11 protein-coding genes and 1 riboswitch are annotated in these 15,371 nt (G+C 70.2%); of the genes, 7 read left to right on the top strand and 4 right to left on the bottom strand.

Features of this window, described 5'->3' with window-relative positions; all coding sequences use genetic code 11:
- Positions 1-23 precede the first annotated feature (23 nt).
- The 5 genes from AC0IWM_RS20790 (at position 24) to AC0IWM_RS20770 (ending at position 5,191) form a co-directional block, all read left to right on the top strand.
- Entirely contained in the window at positions 24-899 is an 876-nt protein-coding gene (locus tag AC0IWM_RS20790) for an SDR family oxidoreductase (protein WP_471758115.1), read from the top strand.
- 113 nt (positions 900-1,012) lie between these two features.
- Entirely contained in the window at positions 1,013-1,300 is a 288-nt protein-coding gene (locus tag AC0IWM_RS20785) for a hypothetical protein (RefSeq protein WP_471758113.1), read from the top strand.
- The gene (locus tag AC0IWM_RS20780; RefSeq protein WP_471758111.1) at positions 1,260-1,493 is read left to right on the top strand and encodes a hypothetical protein; all 234 of its coding nucleotides are present in this window, start codon (positions 1,260-1,262) and stop codon (positions 1,491-1,493) included. Before AC0IWM_RS20785 ends, AC0IWM_RS20780 begins: the two co-directional genes overlap by 41 nt.
- A 499-nt stretch (positions 1,494-1,992) precedes the next feature.
- A complete protein-coding gene (locus AC0IWM_RS20775) occupies positions 1,993-4,185 on the top strand; it encodes a TonB-dependent siderophore receptor (RefSeq protein WP_471758109.1) in 2,193 nt (730 codons plus the stop codon).
- A gap of 118 nt (positions 4,186-4,303) precedes the next feature.
- Positions 4,304-5,191 carry an alpha/beta hydrolase gene (locus tag AC0IWM_RS20770; RefSeq protein WP_471758225.1) on the top strand — a complete coding sequence of 296 codons (888 nt, stop codon included), beginning with the start codon at positions 4,304-4,306 and terminating at the stop codon, positions 5,189-5,191.
- A 173-nt stretch (positions 5,192-5,364) separates the two neighbouring features.
- On the opposite strand, the gene AC0IWM_RS20765 is transcribed toward AC0IWM_RS20770, so the two are convergent.
- The 3 genes from AC0IWM_RS20765 to AC0IWM_RS20755 form a co-directional block, all read right to left on the bottom strand.
- On the bottom strand, positions 5,365-6,930 hold the full coding sequence (locus tag AC0IWM_RS20765; protein WP_471758107.1) for an FAD-dependent oxidoreductase: 1,566 nt from the start codon (positions 6,928-6,930) through the stop codon (positions 5,365-5,367).
- Positions 6,931-7,064: 134 nt separating this feature from the next.
- Positions 7,065-8,480: a PepSY domain-containing protein gene (locus AC0IWM_RS20760; protein ID WP_471758105.1), complete on the bottom strand. Its 1,416-nt coding sequence runs from the start codon at positions 8,478-8,480 to the stop codon at positions 7,065-7,067.
- Positions 8,480-10,594: a TonB-dependent receptor gene (locus tag AC0IWM_RS20755; RefSeq protein WP_471758223.1), complete on the bottom strand. Its 2,115-nt coding sequence runs from the start codon at positions 10,592-10,594 to the stop codon at positions 8,480-8,482. The genes AC0IWM_RS20760 and AC0IWM_RS20755 overlap by 1 nt, the downstream gene beginning before the upstream one ends.
- Before the next feature lie 446 nt (positions 10,595-11,040).
- Positions 11,041-11,245: riboswitch (cobalamin riboswitch) on the bottom strand.
- 159 nt (positions 11,246-11,404) lie between these two features.
- On the opposite strand from AC0IWM_RS20755, the gene AC0IWM_RS20750 reads away from it, so the two are divergent.
- Both AC0IWM_RS20750 and AC0IWM_RS20745 read left to right on the top strand, forming a co-directional pair.
- The gene (locus tag AC0IWM_RS20750; RefSeq protein WP_471758103.1) at positions 11,405-11,593 is read left to right on the top strand and encodes a DUF2934 domain-containing protein; all 189 of its coding nucleotides are present in this window, start codon (positions 11,405-11,407) and stop codon (positions 11,591-11,593) included.
- Positions 11,594-11,635: 42 nt separating this feature from the next.
- Positions 11,636-12,988, top strand: a complete 1,353-nt coding sequence (locus AC0IWM_RS20745) for an acyltransferase family protein (protein WP_471758101.1) — start codon at positions 11,636-11,638, stop codon at positions 12,986-12,988.
- A gap of 45 nt (positions 12,989-13,033) precedes the next feature.
- On the opposite strand, the gene AC0IWM_RS20740 is transcribed toward AC0IWM_RS20745, so the two are convergent.
- The gene (locus AC0IWM_RS20740) at positions 13,034-15,007 is read right to left on the bottom strand and encodes an acyltransferase family protein (RefSeq protein ID WP_471758099.1); all 1,974 of its coding nucleotides are present in this window, start codon (positions 15,005-15,007) and stop codon (positions 13,034-13,036) included.
- Between the last annotated feature and the right edge of the window lie 364 nt (positions 15,008-15,371).

Genomic DNA, 15,371 nt, shown 5'->3' with positions numbered 1-15,371 from the left:
CGGCGTTCCAACGGAGACGCCGCGTGACCGACAACCCCCTGACGACCTATCCCCGCCCGCCCTTCGAGGGCCAGCCCCAGAGCTTCCCCGGCAAGACCGGCAAGATGGTGCCCGAGCCGGATCACGGCGAAGCGAGCTACCGGGGCTCGGGGAGGCTGACGGGCCAGGCCGCGCTGATCACCGGCGGCGATTCCGGGATCGGCCGGGCGGTGGCCATCGCCTTCGCCCGCGAGGGGGCCGACGTGGCGATCGCCTACCTGCCCGAGGAGCAGGCGGATGCCGAGGCGGTGGCCGGCTGGGTCGAGAAGGCCGGCCGGCGCGCCCTCCTGCTGCCGGGCGACCTGAAGGACCCGGCCCATGGCCGCGCGCTGGTGGAGCGCACCGTCGCCACCTTCGGCCGCCTCGACGTGCTCGTGAACAACGGCGCCTTCCAGCAGCCGAACCAGGGGCTCGACGCCATCGAGGACAGGGTCTTCGAGGACCATTTCCGCACCAACGTGTTCGGGCCGTTCTACGTGACCAAGGCCGCCCTGCCCCACCTGAAGCCCGGCGCCTCGGTGATCTTCACCTCCTCGGTGAACTCCAAGCACCCGATGCCCTCGCTGATGGCCTACAGCGCCACCAAGGGGGCGCTCAGCAACATGGTCCTGAGCCTGGCGCAACTCCTGGCCGAGAAGGGCGTCCGGGTGAACGGCGTGCTGCCGGGGCCGATCTGGACGCCCTTCATCCCCGCGGGGATGAGCGAGGATTCGGTGAAGTCCTTCGGCAGCCAGGTCCCGTTCGGGCGCCCGGGCCAGCCGGCGGAACTCGCCTCCGCCTACGTGATGCTGGCCTCGGCCGAGAGCAGCTACACCTCCGGCGCCCTCGTCACCGTGGCCGGGGCGATGCCGGTCCTCTGAGGCCGGCGTTCCGAAGGCCGGCCCCGGCCGCCCCGCCGGGGCCGACCGGAAGGATTGTGCCGAACGGTTCGGCGGGTTCGCGCGTTCCCGTTGCCTCGGAGGGGGAGGGCAGGATGCGTACCTGGAGGGCGATGGACCGGGCCCCGCATGACGGACGCTGGATCATCGCGATCCACCGGTCCGATCCGGACCGGCGGGCGGTGATCCGCTGGGACCCGGCGGGCCTCGGCGATCCCCGGCCCTGGCACGTCGCCTCCTGCCAGCACAGCTACCCGGCCGAGGCCTTCACGGACTGGATGGACTTCCCCGACTGTCCGCCCTCCGCCGAGGCCCTCGAACCCGGCACCGCAGGAGGTCACGATGCCACGCGAAGCGATGGGTCCCCTCACCCTGGACGTTGAGCCCTGCCCCGAGGACGCCACCCGGTACCGCTGGACGGTCCGGGAGGCGGACCAGATGGTGCGCAGCGCCCCCTACTCCCTGCCCGATGCGGAGGCCGCCCTGCGCCAGGGCCGCGCGGCGATGACCGAGGCGACCGCCCTCAGCCGCGACACCGAGATCCGCGCGCCGGACCGAGCCGGCCTCGCGGAATGAAGGCCCGAAACGCAGCGGTGGCGAGAACCCGCGCCAGCCCGTGGGTCGGCAAGACGGGTGCGGTCGAGGCCGGTGCCGCGCGGCATCGGGCGACCGCGCGTTTCGGAGTTTGTCCGTCCCGTGGGTCCTGCCGACAGCCGTTGCCGATGCCCGAAAGCGGCCATTCGCGGCTGTCCGGCAACCTCGGCTGGGGGCTGCGGGCCGAGCCCCTTCGTCCCGAAAGAGGCGTTCCGTCATCGACCCGACTTCAGCGTTCCGATCGGTCATTTCATTGACGTGCGGCGATGCCTCAAGATCGATGGAATTATCCGGGAATGACAGTGATGATGTGACGATGTAAAATTTCATCGTCTGATGCTATACAGGGCTAGATTAGAACGACTTCAGATTTGAAGTGCTCTAAGTGTGGGATAGATAGCACGATTTCAACTTGCCATGCGGGTCGTATCTCGCGATGAGTACGATACTGCGCCGTTCGAGGCGCCTGCCAGCGTGCCCCATGTCTCATCGCTCTTCCCTCCTTGCTCTGCTGCTCGCCACAACGGCTCTCACCGGAGCCGCGACGGCTCAGGAACGCAGCGTTCGGCTCGACCAGCTCTCCGTCGAGGGGGCTTCGCCTGGGCCGGCGGCCGGGAGCGGCGTGAATCTCAGCGGCGGTGATGGTGGGACGGCGGCGACCAGCGGCGGAGGCGGAGGCCCGTCCGGCGTCACCGGTTACACCGCCCGAGTCAGCCCCACGGCGACCAAAACCAACACGCCCCTGCTCGAAACCCCGCAATCGGTCACGGTGCTCACCCGCGAGGCGCTCAACGATCGCAACGTCCAGACCCTCAACGAGGCCATCGGCTATGTGGCCGGCGTCTCGTCGAACGTCTTCGGCTTCGATCCGCGCTTCGACTCGTTCTTCGTCCGCGGCTTCAGCCTGACCTACGACGGTATCTACCGGGACGGCCTGCGCCAGGTCGCGGCCGGCCTGACGGTGCCGCGCATCGAGCCCTACGGCATTGAGGCGGCCACGATCCTGCGCGGACCGGCGTCCGGACTCTACGGGCTCGGCTCGCCCGGCGGCATCCTCGACGTCACCACGAAGCGGCCGGTCTTCACGCCCTTCGGCGAGGTCCAGATGCAGGTCGGCAACTTCGACCGCTACCAGGGCAATTTCGACATCGGTGGTCCGGTCGAGGGCACGGGCGGCACGCTCGCGTACCGCGTCACCGGAATCCGGCGGCAGTCAGACACCTTCATCCCCGGGGGCTCGGACGACCGGAGCTACATCGCGCCGTCCTTCACCTGGAAGCCGTCCGCCGACACCACCTTCACGTTCCTGAGCGAGTATCAGGAGACCAAGCTTCCGGGCAGCACGACGTACTTCAACCAAAACCTGCGCCCGACCCGGATCTACTCGGGCGATCCGGCCTTCAACGACTTCAGGCAGCAGCAGGGGCGGGTCGGCTACGCGTTCGAGCACCGCTTCGACGGGGATCTGGTCTTCCGGCAGAACTTCCGTTTCTACGACATCAGCAACGACTATCGCTACGCGTCGATCGCCGCGCTCAGCTCCGACGGCCTGAGCGCCAGCCGGTCGACGGGATACTCGCGGCAGTTCCTCAGCCAGATCACGCTCGACAACCAGATCGAGGCGCATGTCACCACGGGGCCGGTCGCGCATACGTTGGTGGCGGGTCTCGACTACGCGCATTCGGATTTCAATTATCGCTTCGGCTTCGGCGCGGCTCCCGACCTCAATCTCGTCACGCGCAATTACGGCCAGCAGCCGATCCTCGCACCGCTGCTCGGCCCGCGCACCGCGCAGAGCCAGGATCAGGTCGGGCTGTACCTGCAGGAGCAGGCCAAGTTCGACCGCTTCGTCCTCACCCTGACCGGACGCTACGACTGGGTGTCTCAGAGCACGACCAGCGCCCCCGCTGCCGCGACCCAGCAGAACGACCAGGCCTTCACGGGCCGGGTCGGTCTCAACTATCTCCTGGCCCCTGGACTGGTCCCCTTTGCCAGCTACGCCACCACCTTCGCGCCGCAGCCGGGCGTCGATGCGGCCGGGCGCGCCTTCCGACCGGCGACGGGGGACCAGATCGAGGCCGGCGTCAAATACTTGATCCCCGGCACGAACATCCAGGCGGGGTTCGCCGGGTTCGATATCGTTCAGAGCAGCGTCCTGCGCACGGACCCGAACAACGTCGCCTTTCAGGTGGCGACCGGCGCCGTCGAGTCCCGCGGCTTCGAGATGGAGGCCATCGCCAACTTCGCACCCGGAACGAACCTGACGCTCGCCTACACGCATCTCAATCTGCGGTATCTCAGTCAGACCTCGTTCGCGGGCCAGGTCCTGGACGGCAACGCGCTCTCGGGCATTCCGGGAGACACGTTCACTGGCTTCCTGAGCTACCTGTTCCCGCCGGGCTCGGCTCTGCGCGGCCTGACCGTCGGCGGCGGCATCCGCTTCAACGCCAACGGCTTTGCCAACGACGAGAACACCGTCCGCAACCCGACCGTCACGCTGTTCGATGCGCTGGTGGCCTACGACTTTGCGGCCATCGATCCGGCTTACAAAGGCTTTCGCGCCCAGATCAACGCCAACAACGTCTTCGATCGAGACTACTTCACCTGTCAGGCGGGATTCTGCTATCGCGGCGCGCCGGCAACGGTCATCGGCAGCCTGATCTACCGATGGTAGACGGCGTCCTCAGAACCGTGGCGTCCCTCTCCGCATCCGTCGAGGCCATCGCGAGCCGAGTCCGATGAGGACAGGTCTCTCGCGGCGCGGCCTGGCGGCGCTGTCGGCCGCCTGGCTGATGCTGAGGCCGAGCCTGGCCAGCGGTACTGCAGACGAGCCGGCCCGGCTCACCGGCGCGGTCGCCTTCGATCTTGGCGGCCACGGCGAGCGGGCGCCGTGGCGGATCACGCTCTACGTTCCGCCCGGCGAGGTGCCCGCGGACGGTTGGCCCGTTCTGTACCTGCTGGACGGCAACGCGGTGACGGCCACGGCGATCGATATCGAACGCGTGCAGGCGCCCTATCCGGACGCCACGGGTATCGGTACGCGCTTCGTCGTCGTCGGCATCGGCTATCCCGGGGACGAGCCCTACGATGGCCTGCGTCGGTCCTGGGACTATACGCCACCGCCCGGACGGTCCTACGCGCCGTCGAAGCCCGGCGGTCCCGCGATCCGGACGGGCGGCGCCGACGCGTTTCTACGCTTCGTCCTGGACGACCTCCGGCCTGCGATCTCACGGCGCTGTCGGGTCGACCCTTCGCGACAAGCGGTGTTCGGACACTCGTTCGGTGGGCTGTTCGTCCTCTACGCCCTCACGCGGGCGCCCGCGGCCTTCTCACACTGGATCGCCGCCAGCCCATCCATCTATTGGGAAGACGCTGTGCTGCTAGGAAGCATCGCGGACTTGGAGAGGGCCCCCCCGAACGGCGCGCACGTGCTTCTGCTGGCAGGTGCCTACGAGGAAGCACTCGCCCCGTTCCAACGGGACGCTCCGGATCGTGAGGCGCGCCGCGCCCGCCTCGCCTCGACCCGCACCGTCGAACTCACCCGTGAAATGACGGAGCGATTGAGCCGGATCTCGGGCCTGACCAGCACCTTCGGCCTGATTCCAGGCCGAACCCACATGACCGTCCTGCCCGAAGCACTCAACGCGACGGCCGCCTTCTTCATGCAACGATCGGGATAGCCTCGCGGCGAAGGCCTCGGCACGGATCGCTCGTCGAGGCGGACGAGGGTGCCGCTGGCCGTCGCCGCTCCCGCGAACGTCCGACGTCACGCCTCGACGTTCTGCGAGCCGCCAGTCACCGACCCACACCCCTCCGACGTTCAGGGACACCCCCGAACGCCAGTGTCCCACTCCTAACCGCTAACTGCTAACCGCGCGCGCGCGAGGGCGGGCAGGTCCGCCCCGGCCTCGATCGCGGCCGCCGGGGGCAGGCGTCCGAGGCCGAGGAGGTGCAGGAAGGCGGTGAAGGCGCTGTTGCGGCCGATGCTGCAGGCGGCGGTCACCCGGTCGCCCGTGACGTAATAGGCGATGAACTCGAGGGCGGCGGGGTCGCCCTGCAGGATGATCCGGTCGAAACCCTTGGCGTAGCCGCCGTAATCGAGCCGCTTGTCGCCCTGGTTGCTCCAGAAGAACGGCACGCCCGCGAAGGCGGCGTCCCGGCCGAGCATGGCCCGGGCCACGTGCGTGCCGTGCTGCTGCGCGAGGCGCCAATGCTCGATCCGCGCGGTCTCGCCGCTCGCCACCTCCGGAAAGGCGGCGATGTCGCCCGCGATCCAGACGCCCTCCGCGAGCTTGAGGTCGCCGCCGACCGGGAGGCCGCCGCTCTCGTCGGGCGCGACGCCCGCGATCAGGCCGGTCTCCGGCGCGGCGCCCGCGCCGACGAGGACGATGTCGGCGGGCAGGCGCCGTCCGTCCTGCGTCTCGACGGCCTCGACGCGGCCGGTGCCGGCGATCTTGGCGACGGAGCCGGTCTCGAAGGCGACGCCGTTGCCCGCATGGTATCGCTTGAGCGCCGCGCCCACCGCCGCGCCGAAGCGCTTGGCGAAGGGGATGTCCTCGCGGGCCAGCACGGTGACGGACAGTCCGCGCTTGTTGAGGAACGCGGCGGCCTCCAGGCCGATGAAGCCGGCCCCCACCACGACCACGGATCTGGCCTCGCCCGCCGCCTCGCTCAGGCGGATCGCGTCGTCGAGGCTGCGCAGGGTGAAGACCCCGTCGAGGTCCTGGCCGGGGAAGTCCGGCATCACCGCCCGGCTCCCGGTGGCCACCAGGATCGCGTCGGCCGTCAGGGTCCGGCCGTCCGCCAGGGTGACGGCGCGCCGGGCGGGTTCGACCCGGGTGACCTCCGCGGTGATCCGCTCGACCCCGTTTGCCTGCGCGAAGTCGGGCTCGATCCGCACCTTTTCCGGCGGGGTCGGCTTGGCCAGGAACTGCTTCGAGAGCTTGGTCCGGTCGTAGGGCGGGTGCGCCTCGCGGCCGACCAGGGTGATGCGGCCCGCGTAGCCCTCGCGGCGCAGGGTCTTCACGCAGGCGACGGCCGCCGCGCCCGAGCCGACGACGAGCACGCTTTCCACGGGCGCGGACGCCGTCCGCGTCGGCGCCGGCTCCGGCGTCAGGGTCGCGACGGCCTCGGCGCCCTCGATGCGGACGGGGTAGCGGGTCAGGGCGTCGAGGGCCGGCGGCTCCTCCAGGCTCCCGTCGGCCAGGGCGAAGGCGGCCTTGTGCCAGGGGCAGTAGAGGCGTCCGCCGCAGATCTCGCCCTTGGCGAGGGGCGCGCCGAGATGCGGGCACCTGGCCTGGAACGCGCGGACGCCCGCGGCGTCGCGCACGAACAGCACCGTGTCGTCGCCGGCCGTGCCCTCCGCCATGCCCCCCATCGGGATCGCGTCGAGGGCGAGGCGGATCTCGGTTCCGGACATGGCTGGCATCCTTCCTGGCGGGCGCCGTCGCACCCGGCCGGTCAAGTCGCCGGACCCGTTCGGGTTGCAGCGTGCGACGTCGCAGGCCCTCGCCGGCCCTGGGGACCGCCGGGCGCGACGGGCACCGCGGCCCCCTACCCCATCCGCGCCGTGCGCCGCAGGCGGCGCCAGCCCAGCACCACGCCCGAGAGGGCGATGGTCGCGCCGAGGCCGTTGAGGAGCCACATCACCGCGTCCCAGGCCGGGCGGGCCTGGAACAGGTTTCCGAAGTCCAGGCGGTGCGGTGCCTCGAACAGCCAGCGCTGGAGCCGGCCGCTGGCATCGAGGCGGTCGAGGAGCGCGCCGGTCTCGGGGTCGATGTGGAGCCAGGTCGCGGCCGGGTCGTCGAAGCGCAGGCGCAGCACCGGCAGCGGCCGGGTGTCGTGGTGGGCATACCAGTAGGCGTCGTAGGCGGTCAGGGTCTCGGCTCCGGCGAGGCGGGCCTCCGGCAGGGCGCGGGCGGCGGCCGCGCGAAGGGCCGCCTCGGGTTGGGGCGGCGCCGCCAGCCGCCCGCCCCGCGCATCGGCGGCGACCAGCACGGGCCGGCCGCCCACCTGCGTGAAGCGGACCTCGACGGTTCCCAGCGGCGCCGGGCGCTCGAGGGTCGCCCGGTCGAACTTGGCCGGCGGCCCGGCATAGGCCTCCCGCAGCGCCGCCGGGGGCGTGCGGGGCGCGAACCAGTGGTTCGGGTTCATGGAGAGCCAGCCGCTGGCGACGAAGCTCAGGAGGCTCAGGCCCCCGAGGGTGCCGAGGAGGTGGTGCCAGCGCCCGAGGCCGCGATAGGGCGTCACCGCCCCGGAGGCGTAGGGCCGGCGCAGGCGCAGGCGCCAGATCCCCAGGACCAGGCCGCTGAGCACCCCGGCGCCGGCGATGCCCGAGACCCACAGCACGCTGCCGCGCCAGAGCTCGCCCCGCGCCCGCAGGGGCGTCGGGTAGAACCAGTGCGGGATCGCCCCGAGCCAGTTCCACAGGCGCTCCCGGCGGGTGGTGTCGAGGACGACGGCGCCGGTGCGGGCCGAGACGTAGAGCTCGGTGCCGGCCGCGTCCCCCAGCGCCACCACGTGGAAGGGGCGCAGCGGGTCGTAGCGGTCCCGCACCGTCCACTGGTCGCGGCTCACCGTCCGCACGGTGGCGTCCGGCCCGAACGGGGCCAGGGCCGCCGCCGCGTCGAAGGGGCCGAGGGCCTGCCCGGTCTCGGCCGAGAGCGTGTGCCGGGCGCCGTCGCGCGCGGTGACCTGATAGACCGGCGCCCCGGCCCTCATGGACAGGGAGAGGCCGCCCGGGGCCGGGTCGAGCCCGGCCCGGGCCAGGGCCTCGTCCGGGCCGAGCCGGACCCGGTCGAAGGCGATCGGCGCGAGGCGGGACAGGCGCTCGGCCTCGGTCAGGGCCGGGAACGCCACGTAGAGCATCACCAGTCCCGACAGCACCCAGGCGGCGAGGAACAGCCCCGTGGCGATGCCGAGCCAGCGATGGCCGAGGATCAGCCAGCGCTTCAGGGATTTGAGCCGCATCAGAACCGCACGCTGTAGGCCAGCTCGACGGAGCGCGGCCGGCCCAGCAGCCAGTTGGTGCCGACCCCGTTCACGGCGTTGCCGCTGATCGCGTAGACCGTGTCGAACAGGTTGTAGGCGCGCAGGGACAGCCGGGACGCCGGGGTCACCTGATGGTCGAGCCCGGCATTGACCAGGGTGTAGGTCGGGCGCGGGGCCTGGTTGCCGAAGTCGCTGAAGGTTTCGCCCACGTGCTGCAGGCCGATTCGCGCCTCCCAGGCCGGGGCGAAGGTCCAGTTGACCCACAGGTTGCCGACGCGCTCGGGCACGTCGGTGGGCTGGCGCCCGGCATAGGACACCACCGCGCCGCCGACCGCCTGGTTGAAGTCGTCGTACTGGGCGTGCAGCAGCGCCAGGTTGGCGTCGATGCGCCAGGCCTCGGCGAGGTGCAGGCTCAGGGCCGCCTCCACGCCGAGGGAGGATTGCCGGCCGACCTGGGTCGAGAGCGTCGGCTGGCCCGGCACCGTCGAGATCAGGTTGTCCTTGACGATGCGGTAGCCGGCCAGCGTCCACTCCGCCCGGCCGTCCCAGGTCACGCCCTTGGCGCCGACCTCCACCTGCTCGCCGGTGGAGAGCCGGAAGTTGGCCAGGCTCTGCGAGAGCGAGATCAGGCTCGCGACGGGATCGGTGGCGGTGGCGTATTGCGCGTAGAGCGCCAGCCGCGGCGTCGGATTGTAGACGGCGCCGAAGCGGTAGCTCAGCGCCTGGAAATCCCGGTCGAAGGCGGCGCCGGTGACGAGGTTGGTCCGGTGCAGCACCGGCGCGTCATAGCGCACGCCCGCCAGCAGGGAGACCTGGTCGGACAGGATCAGCCGGTTCTCGGCGAAGACCGAGGCCTGGCGCGTGCTGGTGGCGTAGGCGGGTGTGGCGCGGCCATCGGCCGGGAACAGGCCGGGATCATAGGCGAAGGGATCGACGCTCGTGACGAGCCCGCCCCCGTCGGAGGCGAAGTTGTTGGTGTGCCGGAAGGCGATGTGGTTCACGTCGAACCCGGCCAGGAATTCGTTGCGGAACCCGAACAGGGTGCCCCGGAACGTGGCATCGAGGCGGTTCCCGACCTGCTCCTGGCTGTGGTAGATCTCGATGTAGTCCGAGCGGTCGATCCGCCCGGTGTCCCGGTTGAACGCATATTGCTCGACGTCCCGCCACTGGCGCCGGCTCTGGAGCCGGTAGGCGGTGTTGCGGATGGTGACGTCGGCGCTCGGGCTCCATTCGGTGCGCAGCTGGGTCCAGTTGTCGGTCCAAAGGATCTGCGCGTCGCGGACGTTGTAGTTGTTGAACCGGATGGCGTCGCGGATGCGCCCGTCGACGAGGGGCGTGCCCCAGTAGCGGGCCGGTTCCTGGTAGCCGAAATCATGGCTCAGGGTGACGGCGAGGTCGGGGGTCGCCTGCAGGGTCAGGGCGCCCGAGACCGCGAGGTTGCGGAAGCTCCCGTCCGGCGAGACCCAGCCCTCGGCGCGGTTGCCGCTGATGTTCAGGCGATAGGCCAGGGCCTCGCCGATGGGGCCGCCGGAATCGAGGGCGAGGCGCGCGAGGCCGTCCGAGCCGATTGCGGCGCGGGCCTCGTTGAGGGGCGTGAAGACCGGCTTCTTGGTCACCACGTTGACCACGCCGCCGATGGCGCCGTCGCCGTAGAGCACGGAGGCCGGGCCGCGCAGGACCTCGATGCGCTCGACGTTCCAGGTGTCGAACGGGAAGGTCACGGTGCCGGCGCCGACGAACAGGCGGGTGCCGTCGTAGAGCTGCTGGATCGAGTTCGGGCCGGCGAAGCCCCGGGCCGTGAAGGCGCCGTTGCCGTTGCCGGGCGACGCCACCGTGGTGATGCCGGTGGCGTTCTGGGTGACGGCCTCGGCGACCGTGTTCTGGCCGCGCAGGCGGGTGGTCTCGCCCGCGATCACGTCGATGCTGGCGGGGGTCTCCAGGGGCGTCAGGCCGAGACGGCTGGCGCTGCGGCCGGGGCTGCGCAGGTTGAGGCCCTCGGCGGGGGGCGGGCCGCCCCGCCCTGACCCCGAGACCTCCAGGGTCTCCAGGGTCACGGTGGGCGGGACCTCCCGGCTCTGGGCCGCGGCGGGCATCGGCAGCAGGCCGCCGAGCAGGGCCGCCAGGGGCAGGACCGGCGGGGATCTCGGGATCCGGCGGAGCGGCGGGGCTCGATCCGGCCGCGCGCATCGGTCGTTCGCGGTGTGGAGACGGGGCTGGGCGACGGGCATGGGACAACCGGGACAGGGCGCGGGCATCGGCCGGGGCCGACGAGCCGTCCTCGCTAAAGCGTATGTTATAACGTTACAATAGCTGAGCGGTGCCGGACGCGGGTCCGTTCGCGGCACAGCCCTGTCCGGACCGCGCGGGGCGGCCGGATCGGGCGTGGGCAAGCGGGAGGCGCGGGCGAGGACGGACATCGACGGGACGGCTGACGCGACGGGTCGCGCGAAGTGGCACGTCACCGCGAACGAGGCCGGCCCGGATGCCGCACGGCATCCGCCCCGACACCCACCAGGACACCCCGCCCGATGCGTTTCGCGTGTGACCACGACTGACGGCAGGTCTCCTGGCTCGCGGGTCACCGCCCTCTCATCGTCTTCCCAGGTGCGAAAGGCACCCAGTGACGTGTTGATGATGGGCTCGCCGCTTACAGTTGCGGGGGCAGCCGCGGCATCGGGTTTGCAACCCTCACCGCGTTCCCTTTTGATCCTCGATAAAGAGGAACCGTCGCCTTCAAGCTAGGCGGTTTCCGGGGTGCAGGTCAAACGGCGTCGGGTGCCGGCGCCGGCCGCCTGTGGGAAAGCCGCCGGGCGACCGGAATCCGGGGACAAATCCCGCCCTGGAGCGTTGGCCCAGCGTCGACGCGGCGCGCTGTGACCGAGACCGAAGGAGCAGGAAGCACGATGTCCGATGAGGAGATCACGTTCGAGCGGATCCGCGAGCGCGCCCACGAGATCTGGGAACGCAACCACCGCCCCGAGGGATTCGAAGTCGAGTTCTGGCTGATGGCCGAGCGGGAGCTGCGCGCCGAGCGCGCCCGCAGCGAATCGAAGGCGGCCGCACGGGAGCCGGAGCGATCCGCGGCGTCCTGAGCCACGGGTCTCGGGCACCGGCGCCTGGAGTCACGCCCCCGCGTGACCGCGCCGGGCCGCCATCGTCCCGCCCCGCCGGCGGAGGGAGATGCGGCACGATCGGGCATCGTGGCCTCGATCGGACGACCAAATGCTAATATTGAGGCTTTCCCCGACCCGGATCAGGGCTTATGCCGGGCATCCAGCGTCACGCTGTCTGGTGCGCCGGCAACAGACCTACAAGATGTCGGGGGCCTGGATTTGAGTTTATCGGTCAATATACCGATTCTTATTCAAGACACCGGCAGCAGTGCCCGCGATCGGTCCATCCAGCCATCGAAGCCTACGCCGCTCTATTCGATTCAGATCCTGCGATGCCTCGTCGCGTCGTTCGTGATCATGGATCATATCCTTCTGTATTTCGTGACGGAAGAGATCTACGGCATCGATCTGAAGAGCATCGCGTGGATGTTCGGCGATCTCGGGGTCGAAACCTTCTTCGCGATCAGCGGCTGCCTGATGATGGTGACGTCGCAGGACTCGTTCGGCCGGCGGGGGGCGCCGGCCACGTTCATCCGCAAGCGCTTCCAGCGCCTGATCCCCCTCTACTGGTTCATCACCGCGCTGCTCCTGTTCGCCATCGTGCGGAAGCACCCCCTGCCCCCGATGAACGAGATCCTCGCGTCGTTCCTGTTCCTGCCGGTGACCAATTCCCTCGGCGAGGTCCGGCCCGTCCTGCCGCAGGGATGGACGCTGAACTACGAGATGCTGTTCTACCTCATCTTCGCCTTCAGCCTGCTGTTCGCGAAGCGGACGGGGGTCATCGTGCTCTGCGCGGTGTTTCTCGCGCTGTTCGCAATCGGGCTGTCCCAGAAGTCGCTGCTCGACACGCGGTCCGCTTCGACCACGCTGGAGTTCTGCACCGATCCGATCATCCTGACCTTCCTGGGAGGCGCCCTCGCCGGGCTGCTCCGCCCGACGCTCGCCGCCCGCCTGCCGGCGACCTCGCCCGCCCTCGGCCTCGCCCTGCTCGCCGCGTTCCTGCTCTGCTTCGTCGGTGGCCTCGCGATCCTGACGGACGATTCGGTGCCGCGCTCGGTCTTCGCGAAGTGGAGCGTGCACGGCGCGGCCGTCCTGGCGATCCTGATCTGCCTGATCCCCCACAGGGCCCCGGAGACCCCGGTCGCCAGGACCCTGAACCTCCTCGGGGACGCGTCGTTCTCGACCTATCTGGTGCACACCTTCGCGATCCGCTGGGGCTTCATGCTGGTCGGGGCGCTGTCGATCGACCAGGCCTTCGCGCGCATCCTCCTGCTGCTGATCTTCGCGAACCTTCTCGGCCTCGCCGTCCATGTGGGTCTCGAGCGGCCGCTGCTCCGGGCGTTCCGCTTCCGGCCCTTCGCCAAGCGGGCCTGACCGCGGTCCCTCGCGCGCCGGAGGATGCGGGCGCGGCCGGGCTCCTCAGAGGTCCGCGATGCCGTCGAGGAACCGGAACCGGTCGGTGCGGATGGCGGTGGCGCGGAAGTGGTTGGAATCGCGGTAGAGCGGGTAGCCCCGCGCATCCAGGGCCGGACAGGTCTCGGGGCCGCACAGGGAGGCGACGGGATCGACGACCTGCGCCGCGACCCGCCGCGCCAGCGTGCGCAGCCGCGCCTCCATCGCGGCGTTCCTGGTCTCGAAGCCGGCACGGTCGATGCTGTGCAGGTCGGCGATGCTGCTGCCGCGGAAGATCCGCTTCGAGATCTCCATGGTCAGGTCGTCCTTCATGCGCGGAAACGGCAGGACCAGGACGACCTCGATGCCCTGCTGCCGGATCCCGCGGAGCCGCGCCTCGAACTTGGCGAAGGCCGCGTCGACCCGCTCCTCGAAGATGTCGGGCGCGGCTTCCGTCAGGCATCGTTCGCCGACGACGAAGCAGGTCCGGTCGACGTTGGGCATCGTGCCGGGGGCGGGCGGAACGAAGTAGGGTGTCCAGATCGACGCCAGGACGACCCGCGCATAGCCCCCGGTCTCGGCCTGGGCCAGCGCCTTCTCCGCGAAGACGTCGCAGCGGATGCTGGTGGTGCGGCCCACCGTCGGCACCGGCGAGCAGCCGTTCGCGGTGATGAATTCCAGGCGCTCCCGCGGCATGCGGTGGCCGTCGTGGGCGAAGCGCGCGTACATCATCTCCGCGTGGGAATCGCCGATGACGAGGACCTTCGGCCCGTCGCCGGAGCCGAGCCGGCATGGCCGCAGGGCGCCGAAATTGTCGAGGCCTCCGCAACTGCGCGGGTAGTCGCCGTCGTTGCGCGCCGCCTCCAGCTCCGCGAACCGCGAGGTCTCGCCCGGCACGCGGGCGGGCAGGCCGTGGCCGAGGAACACGAGGCCCGCCAGGACGGCCGTCGCCGCGAAGCCGGCGCCGCCGATCCGGGAGGCCGTCCACCCGGACGGCCGGACGGCCGGGCGGCGGCGCGCTGCGATCCGGGACAGGCCGGCCCAGCCGGCCAGGAGGCCGACGAGGAGGGCGAGCATCGCCGGGCGGTTCTGGGGCAGGTCGAAATAGGCGAACCCGACCACGATCGGCCAGTGCCAAATGTAGATGGCATAGGACCAGCGTCCCACGGTCTGGACCGGTCGGTTGCTGGACCAGAGCGCGTGGGGGCGCCGTGCGGCGATGACGAGACACGCGCCGAGGACGGGCAGGAGGGCGCGGTAGGACGGCCACGGCATGGTGCCGTCGAAGGTCAGCACCGCGACCGCGATCGCGCCCAGCCCGGCGAGTTCCAGGGCGCGGGCGCGCCCGGCGCCGATCGGCCGGCCCTCGAGATGGAGGAAGACCAGGCCTCCGGCGAGCATCTCCCAGGCGCGCGTCGGCAGCAGGAAGAACGACGCCTGGGGTAGGATCGGCGTCGCCAGGACGCAGGTCGCGAGCGAGAGCAGGAACCCGGCCCACAGGATCGGCCGCCGCCACCGGCGCAGCCGCTCGACCATCCGGATCAGGACCAGGATCAGCGGGTACACCATGTAGAACTGCCACTCGGCGGCGAGCGACCAGGTGTGCAGGAGCCACTTGGAGTCCGAGCGCGCGTCGAAGTACCCGGACTCCCGGTAGAACACCACGTTCGAGACGAAGGTCAGGGCCGCGAGCGCGTGCCTGCCGATCTGCGCGTAGGTGATCGGCTCCACGAAGAGGTAGCCGAAGACCAGGACGAAGGCGCAGAGCCCGATCAGGGCCGGGACGATCCGGCGGGCGCGATCCTCGTAGAACGTCCAGATCGAGAACGTGTCGTTCGCGAGGCGCGAGCAGATGATCTTCGTCATCAGGTAACCGGAGATGACGAAGAACACGTCGACTCCGGCGAAGCCGCCGCTCGCCCACGTAAATCGGAAATGGAACAGCACGACCGCAGCGACAGCAATGGCGCGAAGTCCGTTGATGTCGGATCGAAAAGACATGCGTCACTCCAGTCTTCGACGGAGTGATACACGAAAGGATTGTTATTCAAAATTAGGAACTAATATACCACAAGTAACATCATTTGATTGAAACAAATGATAGCGCGTGAAGACAGTTAATGCTCTCGGCCATGGTGCCTTTGGGCCGGTTCATGTCATTCGGTTGTTCGGCTGTAACAAATGGTATCTTCGAAGAACGCTCGCCCTGTGCGAATCGGCGGCAGGATCAGCGAGGTCTCGCGCGCGGGCCCTCGGCGGTGCCGGGCCACGGACCTGGCGGCCCTGCGCTAGTGGTGCGAGTCTAACACTTGGTGCCCGCGCTTTGCGGCCTGGATGATGCGATCCGGGTCGGCAGTCCAGACGA

Source organism: Methylobacterium sp. AC433, from assembly GCF_979253015.1.
The sequence above is the reverse complement of the archived record's forward strand: the minus strand, read 5'-3'. Positions and strand labels throughout refer to the sequence as shown.

Coding starts and splice junctions, on each gene's coding strand:
- AC0IWM_RS20785 (WP_471758113.1), top strand. CDS start 1,013: ATGCGTACCTGGAGGGCGATGGACCGGGCCCCGCATGACGGACGCTGG.
- AC0IWM_RS20780 (WP_471758111.1), top strand. CDS start 1,260: ATGCCACGCGAAGCGATGGGTCCCCTCACCCTGGACGTTGAGCCCTGC.
- AC0IWM_RS20775 (WP_471758109.1), top strand. CDS start 1,993: ATGTCTCATCGCTCTTCCCTCCTTGCTCTGCTGCTCGCCACAACGGCT.
- AC0IWM_RS20770 (WP_471758225.1), top strand. CDS start 4,304: ATGCTGAGGCCGAGCCTGGCCAGCGGTACTGCAGACGAGCCGGCCCGG.
- AC0IWM_RS20765 (WP_471758107.1), bottom strand. CDS start 6,930: ATGTCCGGAACCGAGATCCGCCTCGCCCTCGACGCGATCCCGATGGGG.
- AC0IWM_RS20760 (WP_471758105.1), bottom strand. CDS start 8,480: ATGCGGCTCAAATCCCTGAAGCGCTGGCTGATCCTCGGCCATCGCTGG.
- AC0IWM_RS20755 (WP_471758223.1), bottom strand. CDS start 10,594: ATGCCCGCCGCGGCCCAGAGCCGGGAGGTCCCGCCCACCGTGACCCTG.
- AC0IWM_RS20750 (WP_471758103.1), top strand. CDS start 11,405: ATGTCCGATGAGGAGATCACGTTCGAGCGGATCCGCGAGCGCGCCCAC.
- AC0IWM_RS20740 (WP_471758099.1), bottom strand. CDS start 15,007: ATGTCTTTTCGATCCGACATCAACGGACTTCGCGCCATTGCTGTCGCT.